Consider the following 26,816-nt stretch of genomic DNA (forward strand, 5'->3'; position numbering starts at 1 on the left):
CACCAGCGACAGCGTGCCCAGCAGGTCCTGCGCGTTGTCCTCGCGCAGTCGCCCGCCGGAACGCAGGGAGGCCCTGGTCAGCGGACTGACCAGGGCCTCCTGCGTGGGGTGAGTGACGGGGCTCGAACCCGCGAGTGAGGCCAGTCCCGGGCCTGGTGGCCCGGTGGATGCGCAGGCTACGCGCGCCCTCGGACGTCGTAGAGCGGTCCCGAGCGGTCTACAGCGGTCCTGAGCGGCCTGTTGCCCCCCAATCTGCCCCCCCGATCGGGACTGCGACCGGCCGGCAGGGACGACCCCTCGCACTATGCCGGCCCGGTCGCGGTCACACGACCGGTCTGCAGGTCCAGGTGCACGGTGGCGTGGGTCGCGCCACCCTCCCGCCTGCGGGCTGCGCCCGCGACGTCGCTGACGCCACGCTCGGCCCTCCTCGCTCTCCGGTCGGACGGCCGCGCCGGCCGACGACGTCCGGCCACATGCTTCGCTCCTGCGGCGGGACGCGCCTCACCCGACGCGGAGGACCGCGATGCGGTCACCACCGGCCGCGATCGGACGCGGCCTCAGAGACGCTCCGGCCTGGTACACCTCCAGGATGGATGCCGTCCATGTGGCAGTCGAGAAGAGGTACGCCGCGGACGAGTCGTTCGAGCTGCCGCGCCTGGCGGAACTGGTGGCCGGGCCCACGGAGGCCCACGACGCGGCGATCGAGCCGGGAGCTCCCGTCGCCGAGGGCGAGGCGGGAAGCCAGCGGCTGGAGGCGACCTGGTTCGACACCGCGGACCGCCGTCTGGCGGCGGCGGGCCTGACCCTGCGCCGGCGCACCGGCGGCGACGACGCCGGGTGGCAGCTCGACGTCCCCGCGGGGACCGGGGCGCGCTCGGGGGTGCGCCTGCCGCTGGGCCGCGCCACTCGGACCGTGCCCGAGGCGCTGCGGAACCTGGTCTGGGCCCACAGCAGAGGCGCGCCGCTGCGACCGGTCGCTTCGAGCGTCACCGACCGGACGGTGCGCCGGCTGGTCGACGCGACCGGGCAGGTGCTGGCCGAGGTCGCCGACGACCGCGTCGAGGCGCGCCGGCTGCTGCCCACCGACGGCGGCGGGGACGCGGCCGGCGCCGCCACGTCCTGGCGCGAGATCGAGGTGGAACTGGTCGGCGGCCGCACCGAACTCCTCGACGCCGTCGACACCGGCCTGCGGGCACGGGGGCTGCGTGTGGCCGCGTCCTCCGCGGCGCTCGCGCAGGTGCTGGACGGGAACGAGCGCATCCGGCCGGCCGAACGGCAGGCGGCCAAGCTCACGACCAGGTCGGCGGCGGGGGACGTGGTCCTCACCCACGTCCGCGAGCAGGTGGAGCAGATGCGGTCGCAGGACCTGCCGGTGCGCCTGGACGCCCCGGACGCCGTCCACAAGATGCGCGTGGCCACCCGGCGGCTGCGCAGCGCCCTGACCACGTTCAAGCCGCTGTTCGCCGCCGACGTGGTGCGACCGCTGCGCGGGGAGCTCAAGTGGTTGGCCGGCGAGCTGGGCGCGGCCCGGGACGCCGAGGTGATGCGCGACCGGGTCAGCCGGGCCGTCGCGGCGGAGACCACGGTCGTCGAGCCCGGCCCGACCGGCGAGGTCGCCGGCGCGGAGCTGGGCGAGGCCTACCGCGGCGCCCACGACCGGGTGCTCGCCGAGCTGGACGGCGACCGCTACCACCACCTCCTGACCAGCCTCGACGAACTGGTCGCCTCGCCGCCGTTCACCGGACGCGCCGCGGCCCGCGCCGGGAAGGTGCTGCCGCGGCTGGTGGCCCGCAGCTACGCCCGCGTGCGCCGCCTCGTCGAGGACGCCGCCGCCCGGCCCGCCGGCGCCGAGCGGGAGGAGCTGCTGCACGACGCCCGCAAGGCCGCGAAGGCCGCCCGCTACGCCGGGGAGTCGGTCAGCCGGGTCTTCGGCGCCGACGCCACCGCGTTCGCGCAGGCGATGGAGGCGGTCCAGGAGGCGCTGGGGGAGCACCAGGACTCCGTCCTCACCCGGGAACGGCTGCGCGACCTGGCCCTGACCACCTCGAGCACCCGTGCCGCCTTTCTCTACGGGCGCCTGCACGCGCTCGAGGAGGCGCGAGCGGAGCAGTCCCAGCAGCACTTCGACAACGCCTGGAAGGCGGCCGGGCGCAAGTCGCTGCACCGCTGGCTGCGATGACTCCCCGCACCCCCACGCAGCCGAGAGCCCCCCGATAGCCGCCCACGGCCGGGACCCGGCCACCGGTGGCCTGGGACTCTCCCTGGTCGCTGCCCTGTCCGCCGCACACGGCTGGACGGTGAACGGGGACCGCAAGCACCTCTGGGCCCGCATCGACGCCGGCTCTCCGGCGCTTCCCTGGCCCTCCGGCGCCATCCCCGCCCCACGCACCCCGGTGTGAGCGCCAGGCCACAAGCGCACCAGCCTCGTCGCGTCGGGGCGCCGCAGGCGGGGCAACGGGGAGTTCCGTTGCGCTGCGGTCCGGTCCGGAGCACCCTCTGACATCGGGCAACTGCAGGCCAAGCGGGTAGCCAAACCGACGACAGACCGAAGAGGCCGTCATGTCCGACCGGTCATCGGAGCTGGCTTCACCGGCCGCGCTGCGACCGGATGCGCGGCGGCGCGGCAGGCTCACCGAGTCCGTTCCCGCTGGCCGGCCGCTGCCCCGGCCGCGGCTGCTGACCGCGCTGTCCCGGGCCGTCGAGCGTGCGCCGATGACGCTGGTGAGCGGGCCGCCCGGCTCGGGCAAGACCGTGCTGGTGGCCACCTGGGCCGGCCGGGCGGCCGCCTCGACCGCGGTCGCGTGGGTCCGACTGGGCCGCGACGACGTCGACGTGGCCGAGTTCTGGACCGCCGCCCTCAGCTCCCTGGCCGGCGCCGGGCTGCCGCTCCCGGGCGTGCCGCGACCGGTGCCCGGCGAGCCACTGCCGGGTGACCTCGTCGACCGCCTCGCCGCCGCGCTTGCCGCCGCGCCCACGCCGGTGGTGCTGGTGCTCGACAAGGCCGACCACCTGCACGGCGAGCTCGTCGACGGTGTGCACCGGCTGCTGGGGCGGTCCGCAGACCGCCTGCGAATGGTGCTGACCGCGTCGGCCGATCCGCTGCAGCTGCTCGGCCCCTCTCGGAGGTCCGGTGCGCTGGCCCAGATCCGCGGCGACCAGCTGGCCTTCCGCCCACCGGAGACCCGGGAGCTGTTGAGCCGGCTGGGCACGCCGGTGTCCGCCGGTGCCGCCGAGGAGCTGACCGCGGCCACCGACGGCTCACCGACCGCCCTGGTCCTCGCCGCGGCCGAGCTCGCCCGCGGCGTCCCCGCCGAGCGGCTGCTGGCCGACCTCGCCGCCACCGACACCGCCCCGGTCCACCACCTCGCGGCGACGGTGCTGGCCGCGCAGCCTCCGCCGCTGCGGCGCTTCCTGCTGCGCGTCTCGGTGAGCGACCACCTGTGGCCCGACCTGGTCGCGCGGCTCACCGGTGTCCCCGCGCCCGACCGGCCGCTGGCCGCGTTGGCCCGTGCACACGCGTTCGTCGAAGCCGACGCCGGCGCGCCCGGCGGCTACCGGATCCCCGGCCTGCTGCGCACCCTGCTCGCAGCCCAGCTCGACCACGAGGACCCCGCGCTGGCCGCCGTCCTGCGCCGGCAGAGCGCCGACTGGTACGCCGCCACCGGGCCCCTGAACGACGGCGTGATGCTGGCCGTCCCCACAGCGCCGCCGCGCGCCCACCCCGACGGGCGCGGCCCTCGTGCACGGCCGGGGGCCCAGGTCGCCGTCCCGGACCTGAGCCCGCGCGAACGCGAGGTCCTCCACCGGCTCGCCGGGGGGGACTCGACGTCGCGGATTGCCACCGCGCTGGCCCTGTCGACCAACACGGTGCGGGGCCACGTCCGGACGTTGCAGCGCAAGCTGACCTCCCCGGATCGGGAGGGCATCATCGGCCGCGCCCGCGAGCTGGGGTTGCTGTAGCGGGGACACCGCCTCATCGAGCAGCCGGCACTCCGCCGAGATGGAGGTGCAGGGCATGCGAGCAATGGCGACCAGACCTGCTGGCTCGGTCACAGATCAGCCCGCAGCTGGACGGCGAGGATGGTGACCTGGGTGCGCCGCTGCATGCCCAGCTTGCCCAGGAGTCGGGTGACGTAGTTCTTCACCGTCTTCTCTGTCAGACGCAGCCGGGCGCCGATCTCCCGGTTGGACAGACCCTCACCCAGCAGCTCGAAGACAGCCCGCTTCTGGGGTGTGAGTGCGGCGAGCAGTCGGGTCGGGTCCGTCGTGGCGGTGCTGCGCTCTTGTGCCGCGGTGACCGCGGCTGGGTCCAGCAGCTCACCGCCTGCGGCGACGGTGCGCACCGCGCGGACCAGGTCCGCGCCCGGCACGTCCTTGTGCAGGTAGGCCGACACCCCGGCGAGGACCGCGTCCATCAGCCCTTCGTCGTCGTAGCCGATCAGGATGACCACCTGCAGCTCGGGCAGGCGGGCGCGCAGCTCCCGGCAAACGGTCACGCCGTCCCCGTCAGGCAGACTCAGCCCGAAGATCCCGACGTCCGGGCGCACCGCGGGTACCCGGGCCAGGGCGCCGGTCGCAGTGCTGGCCTCGCCGACCACGGTGAGGTCGCCGGCCTCCGTCAGTACTCCGGCGATGCCGCGGCGGGTGACCTCGTGGTCATCGAGCAGGAAAACCCTTGTCGGTGCGTGGCCGTCGCTCATCTCGCCCCACCTTTCCCCACCGTCGCCGCCTCGACGGTCTGTCTCCACCGTCGGACGGACCCGGACCACATCCGGCGGTGACTGCCGTGCGAGTGAGCCCCCCGGACGGATCACAGGGTGAACGAAGAGCAGCTCGCCATCGTCCGCTGCTACAAGCGCCGCGAGCCGGCAGAGAAGCTGGACATCCCCGAGACCTGGCTGAAGAGGTGGGTCACTGCCCGGTGCGTCCCGCACCAGCGCAGCGGTGACCCCCACGCGAAGCAGCAGCGGGGGGTGTGGTTCACCGCGGCGGACATCCTGGAGATCGGCCGGATGTTGCCCGAGCTCATGACGTCGCGTCAGGCAAAGGCGGCCGCATGCGCCACCCTGGACATCCCGTCGCTGGGCGCACCGGAGCTCATCAGCACCGAGTTGGTGGACAAGTGGGCCACCATCGGCCTGACCTAGTCCGCGGCTCCCAGTTGTCTCTTGCGTAGCGATACTGGTCCCGCCACCCCGATGCGGTCATGCCAGGCGGCGCCGGCCGAGCCCGTCGGCCAGATGGCTGATCGCCGTTTGCCGATCCTGTCGCCGACCTACCGGATGATCACGGTGTGGAAGGGCGACAGTCCGGGGTGGAGCTCCCACCCAGATGGCGCTGGCGACGGCTCGAGAGGCCATGAAGCTGATCATCGGAAAGGGCAACGCAGCCTGAGTCGCGGCGCGCTCATGCACGGCTCATCGGCACGCAACGAGGTGTGCCTGACCGGCGGGCCACGCTGTCGCCCGGTCGGGGCTGCCCGGTGGGCTGCGTGAGGTCCGTGTGCCTGGGGGGATGGGAGCTGTGGCGGCTGGACCTTCTCCAACACGCCGGAGCGCCCCCGGCCGTGAGACCGGGGGCGCACCGTGGGATGTCAGGCGGCGAGGTCGTCCGCGTCGTCGATGTCGAACTCGGGCATCTGCTCCTCCGCCGGGGTGAGCGTCACGACCGTGGCCCCCTGTTCATCGCGGGCCAGCACGTCGGGCAGGAGTCCGTCGACGATGGTGGTGGCCCGGTCGTCGGACTCGGTGGTGATGTGCCCGTAGACGTCCTGCGTGGTGGTGGTCGAGCTGTGCCCGAGCCGCTTGGCGACCACGATCGGCGCCTCGCCGGCGCACAGCAGCCAGGCGGCGTGCGTGTGCCTCAGATCGTGGATGCGGATCGCCGTCGGCACGCCGACGCCGGCGGCGGCCACGGCCTCCGTCCAGTACCGCTTGTGGAAGTTGCCGTGGTGCAGCGGGTCGCCGGGCCTGCCCTCGACCATGTTGAACACGTAGTCCTCCGACCCCTTGCCCTCGACGAGCGGACGCAGCACCTGCACCAGCTTGGCCGGCAGCAGGATGCGGCGGATCGAGGACCGCGTCTTCGGCCGCCCGAGCGTCCACTTCCGACCGCGCCACTTCAGCGCCAGCCGGATGTCGACGTAGGGACGGTCGGCGTCGAGGTGCAGGTGGCGCACGAGCAGGCCAGCCGCCTCGCCGTAGGGCGCCGGTGCCCACCAGGAAGTCCAGCAGCGGTCGGAAGTGCGCGTGCATGGCACACCGCAGCGCGGCGTAGGCCGCGGCGTCGTTCAGGAAGAACATCTCCCGCCGGTCCTGCTTGGGCAGCCGGATCCCGGTGGCCGGGTTGAGGTCCAGCAGCGGCGGCCGCTCCCGGATCGCCATGTCGAAGCACTGGCCCAGCACGGTGAGCACGTTGCCGATGAAGTCGTAGCTGATCAGCGTCCCGGGCCGGAGGCGACCCATGTTGTCCCGCTTCGGCGTGGCCTCCATCTTCTTCAGCCAGTCGTCCTCCACGTACAGCGCGCCGGGGAGCGCGTCGGCGGACCGCAGCGGCCGGGTGCGCTGGATCAGCGCGATGTCCGTGTCGCCGAAGAACGGCAGCAGGTGGTACTTCCCGTAGCTCTCGTACAGCGTCCGGGTCCCCTTTCGGATGTGGCGGTGCCGCTCCAGGAACCTCGTCCACAGCTCGCGGAACGACACCCCGGTCAGCCGGTCGTCCGCCACGCCGGTGGTCGGGGTCGCCGCCGACGTCAGCCCCGGCGTGGGCTGCAGCGGGGCCGCCGCCGCCCTCGCGGCCGGTCGGGAGGTCGGGAGGCCCCGCTCGGCGAGCACCGACGCGAGAAGCGTCCGCCGGGAGGCCAGGTCGGGGGCGTCCATCACCTGGCAGGCCGTCTCCGGGCCGAGGTGCGCGGCCATGCTGATGAAGTCGTCGGCCTGGCCCCGCGTGTACAGGCGGCCGTAGTAGGAGCGGGCGGGCAGGCCGCTGCCGGGCGTGTTGCGCCAGTACACGCGGTGCTGGCGGCCGCGCTTCTCGATCCACATGCTGGGGGGCTTGAGGGCCATCGTGACGTTCTCCGTGCGGTGAGCGGTCGGTTGACCGGCCGCACGGTGCGCAGCGGGATCCGCTAGTCAGTCGCCCCGCCACTGCCCCTGAAGTGCCCCCCAGATTGCCCCCTCATCGAGGGGGCAGCGGGGTCCCGACTGCCGTCGCCGACGGCTTCGGAGACGGTGGAGGCCCTGGTCAGTCGCCTGACCAGGGCCTCTCCGCGTGGGGTGAGTGACGGGGCTCGAACCCGCGACACCCAGGATCACAACCTGGTGCTCTACCAGCTGAGCTACACCCACCACGTCACCCGGCCGGCCGCTGGCGAGAGCGGGGCGGCCGGGGAACCGGGACCACGATACCGGGCGGCTCAGATCCCCGACGCGGTGGGTGGCGCGCCCGCCTCGCCGGCCTCCTCGACCGCGAAGACGGCGGCGAAGGCCTCGGTGACCTCCGCGGAGGCCGCCTGCGCCTCGGACGTCGAGGGACCGGGGCCGTCGACGAACAGGGTCCTGCGGTAGTAGGCCAGCTCACGCACGGACTCGATGATGTCGGCCAGCGCGCGGTGGGCCAGCCCCTTCTGCGGCTGGGCGAAGTACACCCGGGGGAACCAGCGGCGGGCCAGCTCCTTGATCGACGAGACGTCGATCATCCGGTAGTGCAGGTGGTCGTCGAGCTCCGGCATGTCGCGGGCGAGGAAGCCGCGGTCGGTGCCGATCGAGTTCCCGCACAGCGGCGCGGTGCGCCGCTCGGGGACGAAGCGCTTCACGTAGGCCAGCAGCTGCTGCTCGGCCTCGGCGACGGTGAGCGTCGTGGCCCGGACGGCGTCGGTGAGGCCGGACTTCGCGTGCATCTCGGTGACGACGTCGGCCATGCCGTCCAGGTCGGCGTCGGGTGCCGAGATCACCAGGTCCAGCCCCGGGTCCAGCACGTTGAGCTCGGAGTCGGTGACGAGGACCGCGACCTCGATGAGCTTGTCCCGGGTCAGGTCCAACCCGGTCATCTCGCAGTCGATCCAGACCAGGTGTCCCGCACTCTCCGCCACGTCGCACGACCCTACGTCCCGCCCGCCACGGCCGCCCGCGTGCATGCCGTCTACCGCATGCGGCACACCGGCGCCACTCGAGGGGCGGGGATCGGGGGTGTCCGCCACTAGGCTCGGTCGGGTCCCGTCCCGAGCCCAGGAGCAACCGCCGTGCCCGCTGCCTCAGCACCCGTCGCGACCGAGCGACCGGTTCCGCCGGCGCCGGGATCACTGCCCGCCGCGCTGCGCCACCCGATCGCCGCCCTGCGCTGGCTGTGGCCGGCGTACCTGACCCCCGGGCGCCCGGGCCGGCCGACCTCGCAGGAGGAGCTGCGGTGGATCTACACCGCCTGGCTCGGTGCCTTCCTCCTGAAGATGCTCGGCTCCTCGTGGGACGTCTCCTGGCACTTCCGGTGGCTGCGCGACGACCTGGCCCCGCCGCACCTGCTCAACTCCGCGGGCACCGCCGTCGTCGTGGCGCTCGTGGTGTTCCACAGCTACAGCGGCTACGGCGTCGACCGCCGCGCGCTGCGGCTCATGCAGGTGGGCATCGCCACCTTCCTGGTCGCCATCCCGATCGACATCCTCAACCACCGCATCAACGGTCTGGACATCACCAGCTGGAGCCCCAGCCACGCGCTGCTCTACATCGGAACGGCGATCATGCTGGCCGGCGCGATCCGCGGCTGGTGGCTGTACGCCGCGCCGGGCCGGGTCCGCGACCTCGTCGCGCTGGGCCTGTGGCTGTTCTTCGTCGAGAACGTCGTGTTCCCCAACCAGCACCAGGAGTACGGCGTCCTCTCGCTGGAGGCCTACGACGCCGGCCGGACGACGGCCGAGCCGCAGCTGCTGGACTTCGCCGCCTCACAGGGCCAGACGCCGGCGATGTTCATGCTGCCGGTGCCCTCGTGGGTGCACCCGGCGTGGATGCTCTGCGCCGGCCTGCTGGCCCTCGTGGTGGCCCGGAAGCTCGTCGGCCTTCGGTGGACCGCCACCGTCGTCGCCGGCACCTACCTGGCCTACCGCGCGGTCATGTGGCTCGGCTTGGTCGCGATGGACTTCCCGCCGTCGGTGCTCCCGCTCGTGCTCGTCGTGGGCGCGGTGGCCGTCGACCTGGCGGTGACCTGGCGGGTTCCCGGGTGGCTCGCCGCGCCGGTGGTCACCGCCGTCTTCTACGCCGCCGGGGCGCTGCAGGACGCCATCGGGTTCCTGCCCCCGTGGAACTGGACGTGGTGGTCGGTGCTGCTGGTCGGAGCCGCCTTCACCGGCCTCTGGACCGCGGTGGACCTCGTGGCCCGCAGCCGCTGGCTGACCGCCTGGGCACAGCCGGTGGAGCCGGGGCTGGCGGTCCCGGCCGGCCGGTCCGGCGGCGCGCCGACCCCCTGAGCGCTGCGGCTCGTCCCGTCACATGACGTAACGTCTACATAACGACTCTGCCGGGAGCGGGTTCCGCCTCGCCCCGTTCGCCGCGGGCGACCAGCGCCGATGCGCGCCGCCCCCATCCCGACCCGACCCGCCCGGAGGACGACGTGCTGCCCCTCACCCCCCTGCCGCTGCAGACGGCGGGTGAGCGCGCGCTGTTCGAGGAACTGCGCCGCTGGGACACCGGTGGGGCGGTCCGCGGCGCGGTCATGGCCTCGATCCCGGTGGTCGACGGGCCGATGGAGCGCCGGCTCTCCGACGCCGTCCTGTTCGTGCCCGAGGGGCTGGCCGTCGTCCGCGTGGTCGAGGTGGTCCGCCAGAGCGGCGTCGTCACCGCGTCCGCCGAAGGCGCCTGGACCATCGGCCCCGAGGCGGGGCGCCCCGGTGACGTCCTCCAGCTCGCCGGCGGCGGCTCCAGCCCGCTCGACGGCCTCATGCGGGCGGGCATGGACGCCGCCGTCCGGCTGCGCCGCGCGGGCCTCGAGCCCGGTCGCATCGCCCGGCTGACCGTGCTCGTCGGGGAGCTCGCCGGGCTGGTCCCCGCCGACGGCGACCTCGGGGAGGGCGACCAGGTCGCCCTCCTGGAGCCACGGTCACTGCTGCTCGGCATCGCCCGCAGCGCGCGCTACACGGGGGTGGACAACCCCCGGTTGTGGACGACGGCCGACGTGCGGGCCGCGCTGGAGGCGCTGGGCCTGGCCGGCCGCGGCCCGTCGGTCCAGGAGCTCAACGGTGAGGGCTTCCCGTACTCGCCGTACGTCCTGCGCACCCCCGAGCTGCTGGCCCCGGCCGCGATGGCGGCGGCCCCCCGGTTCGCGGCCCCGGCGACGGCTCCGGCGCCGGACCACTCCCCACCGCACGCCGCCGCCACGCCCTGGCAGGCGCCCGCCCGTCCACTGGTGGACCCGGCGGCGGCCGCGGCGGTCGCGGCCGCCGCCATCCGTGCCGACGAGGAGGCCGCGGCCCGCGCGGCCGAGGCGCGGGACGCCGCGGTCGCCCAGGCCCTCGTCTCGACGCCGGGTCCCGCGGAGAGCCCGCCCGGCGGCCCGAAGGACACCCTCGTCGGGCCGACGGTGGGTGTCACCGCCGACGAGACCGGCGGCATCGGCGGCCTGTTCGCCGGCGCGGAGCGGGAGGACGCCCCGCCGGCGTCGGCCGCCCCGGCGCAGCCGTCCCCTCCTCCGGTCACGGACCCGCCGCCCGCGGTCCGGGGGCCCCTGCCCGACGGCGTGCCGCTCGTCGCGGCCCGGACGCGCCCGTCGTCGTCGCGGCGGGCGGCGCTGCTCGTCGCCGTGGCGCTGGCGCTCGTCGCCGTCCTGGGGATCGGTGCGGCGCTGCTGTTCGGCGACGACGAGACCCCTGCCGCCTCCGGCGCCGTGCCCTCGGAGGCCGGCAACACGGCCGAGCCCGACGTCGCGACCGGCCCCGAGCCGGGTGACCGCGAGGTGGTCGACGGCAACACCTTCGTCGTCGAGGAGGTCCGGGTCGACGCCACCTGCGTGGGCAACGCCTACGGCACGGTCGCCGACTTCTTCGCCGACACCGACTGCACCGGCCTGGCCCGGGCCCTGTACTCCACCGAGACCGGCGGCCGCCCGGTCGTCGTCTCGGTCGTCACGGTCGACATGGGTGACACCGCGGGAGCGCGGGCCCTGCGCGCGCTCACCGACCGCAACGGCAGCGGCAACGTCAGCGACCTGCTGCGTGAGGGGGTGCGCTACGACGGCGGTCCCGACGGGCTCAGCGGGGCCGAGTACGCCAGCGCCGTCTCCGGCAGCACGGTGACCATCGTGGAGACCGCCTGGGCGGCGCCCGGTGCCACCGGCAGCACCGCCGACCTCGACGTGCTCGCGTCGACGGCGCTCGTGCTCCCGATGCCGGAGTCCGCCGCCGACTGAGGCCCCGTCCCGGCCACGATCAGGGGCATGATCATCGCGGAGGTCCTCAGCTGGTCGCGGCGGCCTCGGCCATCGCGGCGAGCAGTCCGGCCATCTGCGCGCGCGGCAGCCGGCCGGCGCTGTGCGGCGTGGAGTTGATCAACCCGAACACCGCGTGTGCCCGCGCCCGGCTGGTCGCGTCGTCGGCCGACGGGTGCAGCCGGCCCAGGACGCCGACCCACACCTCGACGTAGCGGCGCTGCAGCCGGCGCACCTGCGCCGCGTCGCCGTCGGGCAGGGAGCCGAGGTCGCGGTCGTGGACGGTGATGAGCGCGGGGTTGTCGAGGGCGAAGTCCACCTGGAAGGCGATCAGCGTGCGCAGCTGGGCGAGCGGGTCATCCCCGGCGGCGGCCACCCGCTCGACGCCGCCGGCGAGCAGCCGCTCGCTGATCCGCAGCAGCATCTCGGCGAGCATCGCGTCCTTGCTGGCGAAGTGCCGGTAGATGGCCGGCCCCGTCACCCCCACGGCCGCGCCGACGTCGTCCACACCGACCGCCCGCGACCCGCGCTCGGCGAACAGCTGCGCGGCCGCCCGGAGGATCTGCTCGCGACGCGAGGGCCGCGCGGCGTCGGTGTGCAGCGCGGTGTCGACGTCGGTCATGCGGCCTCCTCGCTGGCGCTCGTCGGCCTCGTGACCGGCGGTGCCGTGTCTCCGGGTGCCCTCGCGAGCTCGGTCACGCGGGGATGCTAACGCGCGTTGACCCGGGACGTGAACCGTCGTTAACATCCCGCACCGTGGATGCGCCCGTGCTGGCCCGCACATCGACCTCCGACGCGGATGCCGCGCGGCGCTACGCCGACGCCCACGCCGGCCTCGCCGCCGACCTGGCCGCGCAGCTGCGCCGGGTGGCCGAGGGCGGGGGCGAGCGGGCCCGGCAGCGGCACGTCGAGCGCGGGAAGCTGCTGCCCCGGGAGCGGGTCGACGCCCTGCTCGACCCGGGCAGCCCGTTCCTGGAGTTGTCCCCGCTGGCCGCGCACGGTCTCTACGGCGGGGACGCCCCGGCCGCGGGGATCATCACCGGCGTCGGGCGGGTCTCCGGCCGCGAGTGCGTGGTGGTCGCCAACGACGCCACCGTCAAGGGCGGCACCTACTACCCGATGACGGTGAAGAAGCACCTGCGCGCACAGGAGGTGGCGCTGCACAACCGGCTGCCGTGCGTGTACCTGGTGGATTCGGGTGGTGCGTTCCTGCCGATGCAGGACGAGGTGTTCCCCGACCGCGAGCACTTCGGCCGGATCTTCTACAACCAGGCCACGATGTCCAAGGCCGGCATCCCGCAGATCGCCGCCGTCCTCGGCTCGTGCACCGCCGGGGGCGCCTACGTTCCGGCGATGAGTGACGAGGCGGTGATCGTCCGGGAGCAGGGCACGATCTTCCTCGGTGGCCCGCCGCTGGTGAAGGCGGCGACCGGCGAGGTGGTCACCGCCGAGGAGCTCGGCGGGGGAGACCTGCACAGCCGGGTCAGCGGGGTCACCGACCACCTGGCGGAGGACGACGCGCACGCGCTGCAGCTGGTCCGGCAGATCGTCGGCACCCTCGGACCGCGCAGCCCTCGGCCGTGGGACGTCGAGCCGGCCGAGGAGCCGCTGTACCCGCCGGAGTCGGTGTACGAGGTGGTGCCGCCGGATCCGCGCACCCCCTACGACGTCCACGAGGTCATCGCCCGGCTGGTCGACGGCAGCCGGTTCGCCGCGTTCAAGCCGCTCTACGGGCAGACGCTGGTCACCGGCTTCGCGCGGCTGCACGGCCACCCGGTCGGGATCATCGCCAACAACGGCGTCCTGTTCGCCGAGTCCGCACTCAAGGGCGCCCACTTCATCGAGCTGTGCGACCGGCGCAGCATCCCGCTGCTGTTCCTGCAGAACATCTCCGGGTTCATGGTCGGCCGCGACTACGAGGCCGGGGGGATCGCCAAGCACGGCGCGAAGATGGTCACCGCCGTGGCCTGCGCCCGGGTGCCCAAGCTGACCGTCGTCATCGGCGGCTCGTTCGGCGCCGGCAACTACTCGATGTGCGGCCGGGCCTACTCGCCCCGGTTCCTCTTCACCTGGCCCAACGCCCGCATCTCGGTGATGGGCGGGGAGCAGGCGGCGTCGGTGCTGGCCCAGGTGCGCCGCGACGGCCTGGAGGCCCGCGGGCAGGAGTGGCCGGCCGAGGAGGAGGAGGCGTTCAAGGCGCCGATCCGGGAACGGTACGAGCACCAGGGGCACCCCTACTACGCCACCGCCCGGCTGTGGGACGACGGCGTCATCGACCCCGCCGACACCCGCACCGTGCTGGGCCTGGCGCTGTCCGCCTGCGCCAACGCCCCGTTGGAGGACGTCGGCTACGGCGTCTTCCGGATGTGACCGGAGGTCCCACCGTGTTCGACACCGTGCTCGTCGCCAACCGCGGCGAGATCGCCGTCCGGGTCATCCGCACGCTGCGGTCGATGGGCATCCGCTCCGTCGCCGTCTACAGCGCAGCCGACGCCGGGGCGCTGCACACCCGGGTCGCCGACGTCGCCGTCCCCATCGGCCCGGCGCCCGCCGTCGACAGCTACCTGTCCATCGAGCGGGTGCTCGACGCCGCCGTCCGCACCGGGGCGCAGGCGGTCCATCCCGGGTACGGGTTCCTGTCCGAGAACGTCGAGTTCGCCCGGGCCTGCGAGAAGGCGGCGATCGTCTTCGTCGGCCCGCCGATCGCCGCCATCGAGGCCATGGGCGACAAGATCCGGGCGAAGCGGACCGTCATGGCCGCGGGGGTGCCGGTCGTGCCCGGGCGGACCGAGCCGGGCATGGACGACGCCACGGTCGCCGCCGCGGCGGTCGAGGCCGGCTTCCCGGTGCTGCTCAAGCCCAGCGCCGGCGGTGGCGGCAAGGGCATGCGGGTGGTGCGGTCGGCGGCCGAGCTGCCCGACGCGATTGCGGCCGCACGGCGGGAGGCGCGGGGGTCCTTCGGCGACGACACGCTGCTCGTCGAGCGCTACATCGGCTCCGCCCGCCACATCGAGGTGCAGGTGCTCGGCGACGCGCACGGCACCGTCGTCCACCTGGGTGAGCGCGAGTGCAGCCTGCAGCGCCGGCACCAGAAGGTCATCGAGGAGGCGCCGTCGCCGCTGCTGGACGACGGGCAGCGGGCGGCCATGGGCGCCGCCGCGGTCGAGGCCGCTCGCGCGGTGGGCTACACCGGCGCCGGCACGGTGGAGTTCATCGTCGACGCGCAGTCGGGTGGGCGGGGAGGCGACCTCGACTTCTTCTTCCTCGAGATGAACACCCGGCTGCAGGTGGAGCACCCGGTCACCGAGTGCGTCACCGGCCTGGACCTGGTCGAGCTCCAGGTCCGGGTGGCGGCCGGGGAGGCGCTGCCGTTCGGCCAGGACGACGTCCGGCTGGACGGCCACGCCATCGAGGCCCGGCTCTACGCCGAGGACCCGACCCGCGGTTTCCTCCCGCAGACCGGCACCGTGCTCGGCCTGCGGGAGCCCACCGGCGCGGGCATCCGGCTGGACAGCTCGCTGGCGGTCGGCTCGGTCGTCGGCACCGACTACGACCCCATGCTGGCCAAGGTCGTCGCATGGGGCCCGGACCGGGCGACCGCCCGCGCCCGGCTGGTCGGCGCGCTCGGGCACACCGCCGTCCTCGGCGTGCCGACCAACACCGCGTTCCTGCGGGCGCTGCTCACCGACCCCGACGTGGTCGCCGGCCGGCTGGACACCGGCCTCATCGAGCGGCGCGGGGAGGCGCTGACCGCCCCCGAGCCGGTGCCGCCGGCGGTCTACGCGGCCGCCGCGCTGGCCCTGCTGGTCGAGGCCGAGCCGGCCGGGCCCGTCGTCGACCGCTGGGACGTCCCCGACGGCTGGCGGCTCGGCGAGCCGGCGTGGACGGTGCGCCGGCTGCAGGCCTCCGGCGGCGACCCGGTGACCGTGCGCGTGCGCGGCCGGGCGGCGGCGGCGCAGGTGCGCGTGGCCGACGACGACCCGGTGCCGGCCTCGGCGGTGCGCGACGGCGACGAGCTGGTCGTGACCCTCGACGGCGTCACCTCCCGGTTCGCCGTCGTCCACACCGGGGGCGACGTCTGGCTGGCCGCGAACGGCCGGGTGACCGCGTTCCGCGAGCACGAGCGGCTGCACTCGGCGACGGAGGGGGCCGCCGGCGGCGGCGTCGTCACCGCGCCGATGCCCGGCACGGTGACGGTGGTGCAGGTGTCCGTCGGCGACCAGGTGCAGGCGGGGACCCCGCTGCTGGTCGTCGAGGCGATGAAGATGGAGCACGTGCTGACCGCCCCCGTCGCGGGGACGGTCACCGAGCTCGGCGTGACGGCCGGCCAACAGGTCCGGCTCGACGAGCGGGTGGCCGTGGTGACCCCACCGGCCACCGACGAGGGGGAGTGACCCGAGGTGCTGGACTACCGGCTCGACGAGGAGACCGAGGCACTGCGCAAGGTGGTGCGGGAGTTCGCGCAGGAGGTGATCGCCCCGCAGATCGGGGAGTTCTACGAGCGCGACGAGTTCCCCACCGCGATCGTGCGGCAGATGGGGGAGCTGGGACTGTTCGGCCTGCCGTTCCCCGAGGAGTACGGCGGTTCCGGCGGCACCTACTTCACCCTGTGCGTGGCGCTCGAGGAGCTCGCGCGGGTCGACTCCTCGATGGCGATCACGCTGGAGGCCGGCGTCTCGCTGGGCGCGATGCCGATCTACCGGTTCGGTACCGAGGAGCAGAAGCAGCGCTGGCTGCCCCGGTTGTGCGCCGGGGAGGCCCTGGGCGCGTTCGGCCTCACCGAGCCCGGCGGCGGCTCGGACGCCGGCGCGACCCGCACCACGGCGCGCCTGGAGGACGGGCACTGGGTGGTGAACGGCTCCAAGGCGTTCATCACCAACGCCGGGACGGAGCTGACCGACCTGGTGACGGTCACCGCGGTCACCGGTACGCGGCCGGACGGCGGCAAGGAGATCTCCGCGATCGCGATCCCGTCGGGGACGCCGGGGTTCGCCGTCGGCCAGCGGTACTCGAAGGTCGGGTGGAACGCCTCGGACACCCGGGAGCTGTCGTTCAGCGACTGCCGGGTGCCCGAGGAGAACCTGGTCGGGGAGCGGGGACGCGGCTACGCGCAGTTCCTGTCGATCCTCGACGAGGGGCGGATCGCCATCTCCGCGCTGGCCGTCGGGCTGGCACAGGGGTGCGTGGACGAGTCGGTGAAGTACGCCGCGGAGCGGGAGGCGTTCGGCCAGCCGATCGGTCGCAACCAGGCCATCCAGTTCATGATCGCCGACATGGAGGTGCGGGCCTCCACCGCGCGGCTGGCGTACTACCGGGCGGCGGAGAAGATGCTCCGCGGCGAGCCGTTCAAGCGCGAGGCGTCGATCGCCAAGCTGTACAGCTCCGAGATCGCGATGGACAACGCCCGCTACGCCACCCAGGTGCACGGCGGCTACGGCTTCATGAACGAGTTCCCCGTGGGCCGCTTCTACCGCGACGCGAAGATCCTCGAGATCGGCGAGGGAACCAGCGAGGTGCAGCGGATGCTCATCGCGCGCGACCTCGGCGTCGGCTGAGCGTTGTCGCTCCCGTCGAGATCGCGCGATCTCGCACACTCCGGAGCCTGGAGCCGTGCGAGATCGCCGATCTCGACGAAGGGGGGCGGCCGACTCAGGCGGTGACGTCGACGAGCACCTTCCCGACGGCGCCCTCCTCCACCGCCCGGTGCGCCTGCGCGGTCTCGGCCAGCGGGAACACGTGCAGCGGCAGCCCGGCGTCCTCACCGACCCCGATCGCGCCGTCCAGGACGGCGGCGTTGACGTCCTCGACGGCGATCTCCTTGGCCCGCCGCGGCTCGGTGTAGACGAAGACGAACTGCCAGCGGGCGTTGGCGACCATCTGCGCGCGCACCGGGACGGTCACCTCGGCGCCGCCGTCGTCGGCGTACATCGCCACGGCGCCGTGCCGGCCGATCACCTGGGCGTCCACCGTGGCGTTGCGGGCGGCGGACACCTCCACGATCGCGTCGACGCCGTCCGGGACGATCTTGCCGACCTCCGTCACGACGTCCTGCCGGGTGTAGTCGACGACGTGCGAGGCGCCGGCGGCCGCGGCCAGCTGGGCCTTCTGCGGGCTGCTCACGGTGGTGATGACCGTGGCGTCGGACCAGCGGGCCAGCTGGATGGCCGCGTTGCCGACCGCGCCGGCGCCGCCCTGCACGAGGACGGTGCGGCCGTCCAGGGTGCCGGGGCCCAGCCGGTCGGGCACCGACTCCCCGAGGGTCAGGCAGCGGTGCGCGGTGAGGAACGGGATGCCCAGCGCGGCGCCGAGCTGGAGGGAGGGCTCGGCGCCGAGCAGCACGGTCTGCCGGGCCGGGACGACGGTGTACTCGGCCGCCGTCCCGTGCGGGCGCTGCCACGCCGCCTCCCACACCCACACCCGCTCGCCGACCAGCGCGGGGTCGACGCCCTGACCGACGACCTCGACGGTGCCGGCCCCGTCCTGGCCCGGCACCTGGCCGCCGGGGCCCGGTGGGGTGTTGCGGCGGGACTTCCAGTCGGTCGGGTTCACCCCGGCGAAGGCCAGGCGCACACGCACCTCACCGGGGCCGGGCTCGGGCGTGGGGCGTTCGCCCAGGTGCAGGACGGCGGGGTCGCCGTTGCGCGTGTAGACGACGGCGCGCATCACTGGCCCCGGTGTGCGGTGGCGACGCTCAGCAGGACGACGGAGTCCTCGTCGGCGTGCAGGCTGTGCCGGCGGTTCGGGATGGGGCTGATCTGGTGCGGACCCACCTCGATGCTCTCCTCGCCGGCGATCAGCCGCGCGCGCCCACGCAGGACCATCAGGCTCGCCGGGCCGGGGCTCTCGTGATCGGCGAGGTCCGCTCCGTCCTCCAGCGCGATCAGGGTCTGGCGGAGTCCGTCGACCGGGTGCGGCAGGGTGCGCGCCGCCCGGCCCGAGTGCTCGCTGCGGGCCCGCGCCAGCAGCTCGTCGGCGAGTCCCTCCAGGTCGACGGGCGCCGGGGTCTCGTGCGTGGCGGCGGGGTCCATCGGTGTTCGGCCTCCGGTGGTCGGTGTCGCGGGCAGCCGCCGGGCGGGCCGACGACCGAGGCCCCATCGTGCCGCTGTGCCGTCCCGCTGGCGACCGCACCTGCACCCGGGGGTTGCGGGGGGAGGCGGCTCCCGGTGATCTGTGTCACGCTCGGCCCAGGACCAGCAGCGATGGGCGCCCGCGTCGACGCGTCGCGGCCGCCCGGAGGGGCGGGGCTGTGACCGGCACGCGGCAGGACGACGCAGGGACGGCCGGCGGGGCCGCCGGGTTCGACAGCGCGGTGTCCGAGGCGCTCGTCCGGACCTCCCGCTTCTTCCGCAAGGGTGAGGTCAGCGCCGACCTGCGCTCCCTGCACCAGATCGGCGGGCGTGACGCGGACAGCTTCTACCGGGACCGGTGGGCCCACGACAAGGTCGTCCGCTCCACCCACGGGGTCAACTGCACCGGGTCGTGCTCGTGGAAGGTCTACGTCAAGGACGGGATCATCACCTGGGAGTCGCAGCAGACCGACTACCCGTCCACGGGCCCGGACCGCCCGGAGTACGAGCCCCGCGGCTGCCCGCGCGGAGCCGCCTTCTCCTGGTACACGTACTCGCCGACCCGGGTGCGGTACCCCTACGTCCGCGGTTCGCTGCTGGAGATGTACCGCGAGGCCCGGCGGCGGCTCGGGGACCCGGTCCTCGCGTGGGCCGACGTCGTGTCCGACCCCGAGAAGGCCCGCCGGTACAAGTCGCAGCGCGGCAAGGGCGGGTTGGTCCGCGCGTCGTGGGACGAGGCGACCGAGATGATCGCCGCTGCCCACGTGCACACAATCAAGGAGTACGGGCCCGACCGCGTCGCCGGCTTCTCCCCGATCCCGGCGATGTCGATGGTGTCGCACGCGGCCGGGGCGCGGTTCATGTCGCTCATCGGCGCACCGATGCTGTCGTTCTACGACTGGTACGCCGACCTCCCCGTCGCCTCCCCGCAGGTGTTCGGCGACCAGACCGACGTGCCGGAGTCCGGCGACTGGTGGGACGCGTCGTACCTCGTCCTGTGGGGCTCCAACGTCCCGGTGACCCGCACGCCCGACGCGCACTGGATGACCGAGGCCCGCTACCGCGGCCAGAAGGTCGTCGTGATGAGCCCGGACTACTCCGACGCCACCAAGTTCGCCGACGACTGGCTGTCTCCGCACCCGGGCACCGACGGTGCGCTGGCGATGGCCATGGGGCACGTCGTCCTCAGGGAGTTCTTCGTCGACCGGCAGGTGCCCCGGTTCACCGAGTACGTCAAGACCTACACCGACCTGCCGTTCCTGCTCACGCTGACCCCGCGCGGCGACGGCTTCGTGCCGGGCAAGTTCCTCACCGCCGCGGACCTGGGGGACGTCGAGGAGGGCGCGGAGTTCAAGACCGTGCTGATCGACGCAGCGACCGACCGGCCGCACGTGCCCAACGGTTCCCTCGGCTTCCGGTTCGGCGAGGCGGGCAAGGGGCGCTGGAACCTCCACCTGGGCGGGGTGGACCCGCTCCTGTCGCTCTACCGCGCCGGTGCCGAGAACGCCCCGGTGGACCTCGCCCGCTTCGACACCACCGGCGGTGAGGGCGCCGCGATGCGTCGCGGCGTGCCGGTGCGTCGGATCGGCAAGCACCTGGTGACGACGGTCTACGACCTGCTGCTCGCCCAGTTCGGCGTCGGCCGCACCGGGCTGCCGGGGGAGTGGCCGACCGGGCCGGACGACGCGTCACAGCCCTGCACCCCGGCCTGGCAGGAACAGTTCACCGGCGTGCCGGCTGCCGCCGCGGCGCGGATCGGGCGGGAGTTCGCGCAGAACGCCGAGGATTCCGGCGGCCGTTCGATGATCATCATGGGCGCCGGGACCAACCACTGGTACCACTCCGACACGATCTACCGCGCCTTCCTGACCCTGACGACGCTCACCGGGTGCCAGGGGGTCAACGGCGGCGGATGGGCGCACTACGTGGGCCAGGAGAAGTGCCGGCCGGTCACCGGCTGGATGACGCTGGCCTCGGCGCTGGACTGGGCGCGCCCGCCGCGGCAGATGATCCAGACCGCCTACTGGTACCTGCACACCGACCAGTGGCGCTACGACCGCACGACGCTGGACTCGTTCGCCTCCCCGCTGGGCGAGGGGCGGTTCGCCGGGATGACGCCGGCCGACGTGCTGGCGCAGTCGGCCCGCATGGGCTGGATGCCGTCCTACCCGACGTTCGACCGGAATCCCCTGGACCTCGCCGACGACGCGGCGGCGGCGGGCAAGGAGCCGGGGGAGTACGTCGTCGACGAACTCCGGGCGGGTCGGTTGCGGTTCGCCTGCGAGGACCCCGATGCCCCGGAGAACTGCCCCCGCGTGCTCACGGTGTGGCGGGCCAACCTGCTCGGCTCCTCGGCGAAGGGCAACGAGTACTTCCTCGAGCACCTGCTCGGCACCGACTCGAACCTCCGCGCCACCGAGGCCGCCCCCGACGCCCGGCCCACTGACCTGGTCTGGAGGGACGAGGCCCCGCGCGGGAAGCTCGACCTGCTCCTGGCCCTGGACTTCCGGATGACCAGCACGACGGTCTTCTCCGACATCACGCTGCCCGCGGCGACCTGGTACGAGAAGCACGACCTCAACACCACCGACATGCACCCGTACGTGCACTCGTTCAACCCGGCCATCGCGCCGCCGTGGGAGACCCGTACGGACTTCGACGCCTTCGGCACGATCGCGACGGCGTTCAGCCGACTGGCAGCGGCGCATCTCGGCGTCCGCAAGGACCTCATGGCCCTGCCGCTGCTGCACGACACCCCGGACGAGACGGCCAACCCGCGCGGCGTCGTGCGTGACTGGAAGGCCGGGGAGTGCGACCCGGTGCCCGGGAAGACGATGCCGAAGTTCGTCGTCCAGGAGCGTGACTACGGCGCGGTCGCGCAGAAGTGGGCCGCCCTCGGGCCGCTGGTGGAGCAGCTCGGCCTGCAGGTCAAGGGCGTGCGGACGAAGCCGGACGAGGAGGTGGAATACCTCCGGCACAAGAACGGTGTCGTCCGCGAGGGCGTCGCCGCGGGGCAGCCGGCCCTGGCCCGGGACGTGCACTGGTGCGAGACGATCCTCGCGATCTCCGGGACGACGAACGGGCGCCTGGCCACCCAGGGCTTCCACGACGCCGAGGAGCGCACCGGCACCCGGATGGCCGACCTCGCCGCCGAGCACGAGGGCAAGCTGATCACCTTCAGCGACACCCAGGCGCGACCCACGCCGGTGATCACCTCACCGGAGTGGTCGGGCAGCGAGCACGGTGGACGGCGGTACTCGCCGTTCACGATCAACGTCGAGCGGCTCAAGCCCTGGCACACGCTGACCGGGCGGATGCACTTCTTCCTCGACCACGACTGGATGACCGAGGCCGGGGAGAACCTGCCGGTGTTCCGTCCCCCGCTGGACATGACGGCGCTCTACGGCGAGCCGCAGGTCGGGGAGGTCACCGGGCTCGGCGTCGCCGTCCGCTACCTGACGCCGCACAACAAGTGGTCGATCCACTCGGAGTACCAGGACAACCTGTTCATGCTCTCGCTGTCGCGCGGTGGCCCGACGATCTGGATGAGCAACGCGGACGCGGCCAAGGTCGGCGTCCGGGACAACGACTGGATCGAGGCGGTCAACCGCAACGGCGTCATCGTCGCGCGGGCGATCGTGTCCACCCGGATGCCCGAGGGCACCGTCTACATGTACCACGCGCAGGACCGGCTGATCGACGTCCCGAGGTCGGAGACGACCGGGAGGCGCGGCGGCATCCACAACTCCGGCACCCGGCTCTTCCTCAAGCCCACGCACCTGATCGGTGGCTACGCGCAGTTGTCGTTCGCCTTCAACTACCTGGGCCCCACCGGCAACCAACGCGACGAGGTGACTGTCATCCGCCGCCGCAGCCAGGAGGTGACCTACTGATGCCTGGGAGGGCGACCGGAGGGGGAGAGATGGCCATGTCTGCCCTCGGGAGAGGAACCGACTGATGCGCGTCATGGCCCAGATGGGCATGGTCATGAACCTCGACAAGTGCATCGGGTGCCACACGTGCTCGGTCACCTGCAAGCAGGCGTGGACCAACCGCACCGGAGTCGAGTACGTGTGGTTCAACAACGTCGAGACCCGACCGGGACAGGGCTACCCGCGCACCTACGAGGACCAGGAGAAGTGGAAGGGCGGATGGGAGGTCGGCCGCAACGGCAAGCTCAGACTGCGCACCGGCAGCCGGCTCAAGCGACTGCTGACGATCTTCTCCAACCCGATCCAGCCGTCGATCGACGACTACTACGAGCCCTGGACCTACGACTACGAGACGCTGACCAACGCGCCGCTCCAGGAGCACACCCCGGTCGCCCGGCCGCGCTCGCTGCTGAGCAACGAGCCGATGAAGGTGGAGTGGAGCGCCAACTGGGACGACGACCTCGGTGGGGCCCCGGAACTCACCCAGGCCGACCCGGTCCTGCAGAAGATCTCCGCGCAGGTCAAGCAGCAGTTCGAACAGACCTACATGTTCTACCTGCCGCGGATCTGCGAGCACTGCATCAACCCGTCGTGCGCGGCGTCCTGCCCGTCGGGCGCGATCTACAAGCGGGAGGAGGACGGCATCGTCCTGGTGGACCAGGACCGCTGCCGCGGCTGGCGGATGTGCGTCACGGGCTGCCCGTACAAGAAGGTGTACTTCAACCACCGGACCGGCAAGGCCGAGAAGTGCACGTTCTGCTTTCCCAGGGTGGAGGTCGGCATCCCGACGGTCTGCTCGGAGACCTGCGTCGGCCGGCTGCGCTACATCGGCGTCGTGCTCTACGACGCCGATCGCGTCCTCGAGGCCGCCTCCACACCGGATGAGCAGGACCTCTACCAGGCCCAGCGGTCGGTCCTCCTGGACCCGGACGATCCGCAGGTCGTCCGGGCCGCGGAGCAGGCCGGGATCCCGCGCGACTGGATCGACGCCGCGCAGCGCTCGCCGATCCACGCACTGATCAACCGCTACGAGGTCGCACTCCCGCTGCACCCGGAGTACCGGACCATGCCGATGGTCTGGTACATCCCGCCGCTGTCCCCGGTGGTGGACGCGCTCACCGGGACCGGACACGACGGCGAGGACGCCGGCAACATCTTCGGGGCGATCGAGTCGCTGCGGATCCCCGTGGAGTACCTCGCAGAGCTGTTCACCGCCGGGGACACCGGCCGCGTCACCGGCGTGCTCCGCAAGCTCGGGGCCATGCGGTCCTACATGCGCGACCTGAACCTCGGCCGGCCGGCCGACGAGTCGATCGCCGCGGCGGTCGGCATGACCGGACGCGACATCCAGGACATGCACCGGCTGCTCGCCGTCGCCAAGTACGACGAGCGCTACGTCATCCCCACCGCGCACGCCGAGCAGGGCCCCGAGCGGGAGGAGTACGACAGCGGCTGCTCCCTGGACTACGACGGTGGCCCAGGCATGGGCGGCTGGGGGCCGTTCGGCGAGACCTCGGGCGGATCGACGCCGATCGCGGTGGAGAACTTCCACATGCTCGCGGCCCGCCAGACCACCGACACGCTGGCGGCGCCAGGGGACAGGGAGCAGCGGGTCAACCTGCTGAACTGGGACGGCAAGGGCTCCCCGGTGGGCCTCTTCCCGCCGCAGCCCCACGAGCGACCGGGCCCGCACGGGGAGGACGGCGGTGGCGTCGGGCCGGACTCGCCCGCGGTCACGGACCCGAAGCCGTGAGCCCGCGACCCGCGCGACGATCGCCGACGACCCCGGCGCAGCTGGCCACGGCCCGGCAGGTGGCGTCGCTGCTGCTGGGCTACCCCGACGAGGAACTCCTCACGCGGCTCCCGCTGCTGCGGGCCGTCACCGCGCCCCTACCCGCGGAGCTGGCGGGCCCGCTGGGACGGTTCCTCGACCACCTGGAGACGACGCGGCTCGAGCGGCTGCAGACCGACTACGTCGAGACCTTCGACCTGCAGCGCCGGTGCAGCCTCTACCTCACCTACTACGCCTACGGGGACACCCGGAGGCGCGGGATGGCGCTGCTGCAGTTCACGCACCTCTACGGCCGGGCGGGCCTGCACCTGGCCGACGGCGAGCTCCCCGACCACCTGGCGGTCGTGCTGGAGTTCACCGCGCTCGGGGACACCGCCCGCGGCGAGCGCCTGCTGCACGAGCACCGGGCCGGCCTGGAGCTCATCCGGCTGGCGCTCGAGGAGCGCCGCTCGCCGTGGGCCGCGGTGCTCGCAGCGGTCTCGGCCACCCTGCCGCCGGTCGCCGCGGCCGACCGCGAGGAGGTGGCCCGCCTCGCCCTGCAGGGACCGCCGACCGAGGAGGTCGGCCTCGACCCGTACGGGGCGGCACCGTTCGCCCCGCCGGAGTACATGCCGCAGCCCGTCTCCGGAGCACCGGCTGGAGCCCCTCGATGAACGCCCTCGACGTCGTCCTCTGGGTCATCCTCCCGTACATCAGCCTGGCCGTCTTCGTGGTGGGCCACTACTGGCGGTACCGCTACGACAAGTTCGGCTGGACCACCCGGTCGACCCAGTTGTACGAGCGGCGGCTGCTGCGCTGGGGCAGCCCGTTGTTCCACTTCGGCATCCTGTTCGTGCTGCTCGGGCACGTCATGGGCCTCGGCATCCCGAAGTCCTGGACCGACGCGGTCGGCCTCTCCGAGCAGACCTACCACGCCCTGGCCATCGGGGTCGGCGCCATCGCGGGGATCGGGACGCTGGCCGGGCTGGCCATCCTGATCTACCGGCGGCGGACCGTCGGCCCGGTCTTCTCGGCGACCACCAAGAACGACAAGCTGATGTACGTCGTCCTGACTGCCACGATCCTGTTCGGGATGAGCAACACGGTCCTCGGCGTACTGGGGCACGAGGGCGTCGACTACCGCGACACGGTGTCCCCGTGGTTCCGGAGCATCTTCTACTTCTCCCCGGATCCCGAGCTGATGCGGGAGGCGGGTCTGGGCTTCCAGCTGCACGCCCTCTCCGCTCTGGTGCTCTTCGCGATCTGGCCGTTCACCCGGCTCGTGCACGTCTTCAGTGCACCGCTGGGCTACTTCACCCGCCCCTACATCGTCTACCGCAGTCGCGACACGGAGCTGGGCAACCGGGCCGCACCTCGTGGCTGGGACCGGGTGGGCGGAGGCCGGCGGTGAGCTCGCCGCGCGTCCCCGTCGGCACCGCGCCCGCCCCGGTCGCCGTGTCGCGGCGGGCCTGGGTGGTGCTCGCCGTCGCGACGGTCGGGTTCACGGTCAACTTCTGGGCGTGGGCGCTGATCAGCCCGCTCGGGGCGTTCTTCAGCGACGAGCTGGGCCTCAGCGCACTGCAGACCTCCCTGCTCGTCGCGGTGCCCGTGGTGGTGGGCTCGCTCGGGCGAATCCCGGTGGGGGCGCTCACCGACCGGTTCGGCGCCCGGCTCATGTTCCCACTGGTCAGCGCGCTGACAATCGTCCCGGTGCTCTTCGTGGGCTTCCTGGCAGCCGACTCCTACGCGCTGCTGCTCATCGGGGGCTTCGTCCTGGGCCTGGGCGGCACCACGTTCGCCATCGGCGTCCCGCTGGTCAACTCCTGGTTCCCCCCCGCGAAGCGCGGCATGGCACTCGGGGTGTTCGGGGCGGGCATGGGCGGCACGGCGATCTCGGCGTTCACCACCGTGGCTCTCAAGGACGCCTACGGGCTGGGTTTCCCGTTCGCACTGGTCGCCGTCCTGCTCGCGGCGTACGCGGTGGTCTCCTACCTGCTGTTGCGGGACGCTCCCGGCCGGACGCCCCCCACCGGCAGCTTCGTGCGCCGTGCATGGGACACCGCCAGACTCCCCGTCACGCTGCAGCTGTCGTTCCTCTACGCGGTCGGCTTCGGCGGGTTCGTGGCCTTCAGCGTGTACCTGCCGACCTACCTGCGGACGGCCTTCGAGCTGAGCCCGGGCGACGCCGCGCTGCGCACCGCCGGTTTCGTCGTCCTGGCCGTGGTGATGCGACCGGTCGGCGGGATGCTGTCCGACCGGCTCGGCCCGGTCCCGGTCCTGGTGGCGTGTTTCGCCGTCGTCGCCGTGTTCGCGGCGATCTCGGCGCTGGAGCGGCCCCTGGAGTGGGTCGGCACCGTCGCCTTCCTGGCGATGGCGGCCGCACTGGGGGCCTCCTCCGGTGCGGTGTTCGCACTGGTGGCGATCGCCGCGCCCGCCGGGATGGTCGGTTCCGTGACCGGCATCGTGGGAGCCGCTGGCGGGCTCGGTGGCTTCGCGCCGCCCCTCGTGATGGGCTTCATCTACGGCTGGCAGGGGAATTACCGGCCCGGGCTGTGGCTTCTAGCAGTGACAGCACTGATCGCGGCCGTCTACACCGCCCGTGCCATGAGGTCGGTGGGCCAGGGCCGCCCCCTGAGCTGA

The 26,816-nt window shown here is 73.3% G+C and carries 20 protein-coding genes and 1 tRNA gene; 14 read left to right on the forward strand and 7 right to left on the reverse strand.

Annotation, left to right across the window (positions count from 1 at the left end):
• Nucleotides 1-589 precede the first annotated feature (589 nt).
• A complete protein-coding gene (locus CRP39_RS01010) occupies nucleotides 590-2,179 on the forward strand; it encodes a CYTH and CHAD domain-containing protein (RefSeq protein ID WP_172442221.1) in 1,590 nt (529 codons plus the stop codon).
• A gap of 380 nt (nucleotides 2,180-2,559) precedes the next feature.
• A complete protein-coding gene (locus CRP39_RS26565; protein WP_097203607.1) occupies nucleotides 2,560-3,960 on the forward strand; it encodes a winged helix-turn-helix domain-containing protein in 1,401 nt (466 codons plus the stop codon).
• A gap of 89 nt (nucleotides 3,961-4,049) precedes the next feature.
• On the opposite strand, the gene CRP39_RS01020 is transcribed toward CRP39_RS26565, so the two are convergent.
• Nucleotides 4,050-4,700 (reverse strand): response regulator, encoded by a 651-nt coding sequence (locus CRP39_RS01020; RefSeq protein ID WP_097203608.1) that lies wholly within the window; start codon nucleotides 4,698-4,700, stop codon nucleotides 4,050-4,052.
• Nucleotides 4,701-4,817: 117 nt separating this feature from the next.
• On the opposite strand from CRP39_RS01020, the gene CRP39_RS01025 reads away from it, so the two are divergent.
• Complete coding sequence (locus CRP39_RS01025; protein WP_097203610.1) at nucleotides 4,818-5,147, forward strand: hypothetical protein; 330 nt, start codon at nucleotides 4,818-4,820, stop codon at nucleotides 5,145-5,147.
• Nucleotides 5,148-5,593: 446 nt separating this feature from the next.
• On the opposite strand, the gene CRP39_RS01030 is transcribed toward CRP39_RS01025, so the two are convergent.
• Complete coding sequence (locus tag CRP39_RS01030) at nucleotides 5,594-6,178, reverse strand: site-specific integrase (RefSeq protein WP_172442223.1); 585 nt, start codon at nucleotides 6,176-6,178, stop codon at nucleotides 5,594-5,596.
• A gap of 284 nt (nucleotides 6,179-6,462) precedes the next feature.
• On the opposite strand from CRP39_RS01030, the gene CRP39_RS26570 reads away from it, so the two are divergent.
• Complete coding sequence (locus CRP39_RS26570) at nucleotides 6,463-6,621, forward strand: hypothetical protein (RefSeq protein ID WP_172442225.1); 159 nt, start codon at nucleotides 6,463-6,465, stop codon at nucleotides 6,619-6,621.
• Nucleotides 6,622-7,270: 649 nt separating this feature from the next.
• On the opposite strand, the gene CRP39_RS01040 is transcribed toward CRP39_RS26570, so the two are convergent.
• Together CRP39_RS01040 and orn are read right to left on the reverse strand one after the other, a co-directional pair.
• A tRNA-His gene (locus CRP39_RS01040) sits at nucleotides 7,271-7,346 on the reverse strand.
• A gap of 68 nt (nucleotides 7,347-7,414) precedes the next feature.
• The gene (gene orn / locus CRP39_RS01045) at nucleotides 7,415-8,089 is read right to left on the reverse strand and encodes an oligoribonuclease (protein WP_097203615.1); all 675 of its coding nucleotides are present in this window, start codon (nucleotides 8,087-8,089) and stop codon (nucleotides 7,415-7,417) included.
• Between the two features lie 150 nt (nucleotides 8,090-8,239).
• Here orn and CRP39_RS01050 point away from each other — a divergent pair, with 150 nt between their 5' ends.
• Together CRP39_RS01050 and CRP39_RS01055 are read left to right on the forward strand one after the other, a co-directional pair.
• Nucleotides 8,240-9,454, forward strand: coding sequence for a hypothetical protein (locus CRP39_RS01050; protein ID WP_097203616.1), 1,215 nt, complete (start codon nucleotides 8,240-8,242; stop codon nucleotides 9,452-9,454).
• 143 nt (nucleotides 9,455-9,597) lie between these two features.
• The gene (locus tag CRP39_RS01055) at nucleotides 9,598-11,388 is read left to right on the forward strand and encodes a hypothetical protein (protein ID WP_097203618.1); all 1,791 of its coding nucleotides are present in this window, start codon (nucleotides 9,598-9,600) and stop codon (nucleotides 11,386-11,388) included.
• Between the two features lie 46 nt (nucleotides 11,389-11,434).
• Here the strand turns inward: CRP39_RS01055 and CRP39_RS01060 are convergent, their stop codons facing one another.
• Entirely contained in the window at nucleotides 11,435-12,028 is a 594-nt protein-coding gene (locus CRP39_RS01060) for an SACE_7040 family transcriptional regulator (protein ID WP_097203620.1), read from the reverse strand.
• A gap of 134 nt (nucleotides 12,029-12,162) precedes the next feature.
• Here CRP39_RS01060 and CRP39_RS01065 point away from each other — a divergent pair, with 134 nt between their 5' ends.
• The 3 genes from CRP39_RS01065 to CRP39_RS01075 are packed head-to-tail and all read left to right on the forward strand — an operon-like array spanning nucleotide 12,163 to nucleotide 16,961.
• Nucleotides 12,163-13,776: a carboxyl transferase domain-containing protein gene (locus CRP39_RS01065; protein WP_097203621.1), complete on the forward strand. Its 1,614-nt coding sequence runs from the start codon at nucleotides 12,163-12,165 to the stop codon at nucleotides 13,774-13,776.
• 14 nt (nucleotides 13,777-13,790) lie between these two features.
• Nucleotides 13,791-15,800 (forward strand): acetyl/propionyl/methylcrotonyl-CoA carboxylase subunit alpha, encoded by a 2,010-nt coding sequence (locus tag CRP39_RS01070; RefSeq protein WP_097205015.1) that lies wholly within the window; start codon nucleotides 13,791-13,793, stop codon nucleotides 15,798-15,800.
• Nucleotides 15,801-15,806: 6 nt separating this feature from the next.
• The gene (locus CRP39_RS01075) at nucleotides 15,807-16,961 is read left to right on the forward strand and encodes an acyl-CoA dehydrogenase family protein (RefSeq protein WP_097203623.1); all 1,155 of its coding nucleotides are present in this window, start codon (nucleotides 15,807-15,809) and stop codon (nucleotides 16,959-16,961) included.
• A gap of 94 nt (nucleotides 16,962-17,055) precedes the next feature.
• Here CRP39_RS01075 and CRP39_RS01080 read toward each other — a convergent pair whose 3' ends face one another.
• Together CRP39_RS01080 and CRP39_RS01085 are read right to left on the reverse strand one after the other, a co-directional pair.
• Nucleotides 17,056-18,069 carry an NADPH:quinone reductase gene (locus CRP39_RS01080; RefSeq protein WP_097203625.1) on the reverse strand — a complete coding sequence of 338 codons (1,014 nt, stop codon included), beginning with the start codon at nucleotides 18,067-18,069 and terminating at the stop codon, nucleotides 17,056-17,058.
• Nucleotides 18,069-18,434, reverse strand: coding sequence for a cupin domain-containing protein (locus CRP39_RS01085; RefSeq protein ID WP_097203626.1), 366 nt, complete (start codon nucleotides 18,432-18,434; stop codon nucleotides 18,069-18,071). Before CRP39_RS01085 ends, CRP39_RS01080 begins: the two co-directional genes overlap by 1 nt.
• A 218-nt stretch (nucleotides 18,435-18,652) precedes the next feature.
• Here CRP39_RS01085 and CRP39_RS01090 point away from each other — a divergent pair, with 218 nt between their 5' ends.
• The 5 genes from CRP39_RS01090 to CRP39_RS01110 all read left to right on the forward strand — a co-directional run bounded on the left by CRP39_RS01090 (nucleotide 18,653) and on the right by CRP39_RS01110 (nucleotide 26,816).
• A complete protein-coding gene (locus tag CRP39_RS01090; RefSeq protein ID WP_097203628.1) occupies nucleotides 18,653-22,366 on the forward strand; it encodes a nitrate reductase subunit alpha in 3,714 nt (1,237 codons plus the stop codon).
• A 64-nt stretch (nucleotides 22,367-22,430) separates the two neighbouring features.
• The gene (gene narH, locus CRP39_RS01095; protein WP_097203629.1) at nucleotides 22,431-24,158 is read left to right on the forward strand and encodes a nitrate reductase subunit beta; all 1,728 of its coding nucleotides are present in this window, start codon (nucleotides 22,431-22,433) and stop codon (nucleotides 24,156-24,158) included.
• Nucleotides 24,155-24,850, forward strand: a complete 696-nt coding sequence (gene narJ, locus CRP39_RS01100; RefSeq protein WP_097203631.1) for a nitrate reductase molybdenum cofactor assembly chaperone — start codon at nucleotides 24,155-24,157, stop codon at nucleotides 24,848-24,850. The genes narH and narJ overlap by 4 nt, the downstream gene beginning before the upstream one ends.
• Nucleotides 24,847-25,587: a respiratory nitrate reductase subunit gamma gene (gene narI / locus CRP39_RS01105; RefSeq protein ID WP_097203632.1), complete on the forward strand. Its 741-nt coding sequence runs from the start codon at nucleotides 24,847-24,849 to the stop codon at nucleotides 25,585-25,587. Before narJ ends, narI begins: the two co-directional genes overlap by 4 nt.
• Nucleotides 25,584-26,816, forward strand: a complete 1,233-nt coding sequence (locus tag CRP39_RS01110; RefSeq protein ID WP_245853461.1) for an MFS transporter — start codon at nucleotides 25,584-25,586, stop codon at nucleotides 26,814-26,816. The genes narI and CRP39_RS01110 overlap by 4 nt, the downstream gene beginning before the upstream one ends.

This window comes from Geodermatophilus sabuli (genome assembly GCF_900215145.1).
GTDB lineage: Bacteria > Actinomycetota > Actinomycetes > Mycobacteriales > Geodermatophilaceae > Geodermatophilus > Geodermatophilus sabuli.

Coding starts and splice junctions, on each gene's coding strand:
- CRP39_RS01010 (WP_172442221.1), top strand. CDS start 590: ATGGATGCCGTCCATGTGGCAGTCGAGAAGAGGTACGCCGCGGACGAG.
- CRP39_RS26565 (WP_097203607.1), top strand. CDS start 2,560: ATGTCCGACCGGTCATCGGAGCTGGCTTCACCGGCCGCGCTGCGACCG.
- CRP39_RS01020 (WP_097203608.1), bottom strand. CDS start 4,700: ATGAGCGACGGCCACGCACCGACAAGGGTTTTCCTGCTCGATGACCAC.
- CRP39_RS26570 (WP_172442225.1), top strand. CDS start 6,463: ATGTTGTCCCGCTTCGGCGTGGCCTCCATCTTCTTCAGCCAGTCGTCC.
- CRP39_RS01060 (WP_097203620.1), bottom strand. CDS start 12,028: ATGACCGACGTCGACACCGCGCTGCACACCGACGCCGCGCGGCCCTCG.
- CRP39_RS01080 (WP_097203625.1), bottom strand. CDS start 18,069: ATGCGCGCCGTCGTCTACACGCGCAACGGCGACCCCGCCGTCCTGCAC.
- CRP39_RS01085 (WP_097203626.1), bottom strand. CDS start 18,434: ATGGACCCCGCCGCCACGCACGAGACCCCGGCGCCCGTCGACCTGGAG.
- narH (WP_097203629.1), top strand. CDS start 22,431: ATGCGCGTCATGGCCCAGATGGGCATGGTCATGAACCTCGACAAGTGC.
- narI (WP_097203632.1), top strand. CDS start 24,847: ATGAACGCCCTCGACGTCGTCCTCTGGGTCATCCTCCCGTACATCAGC.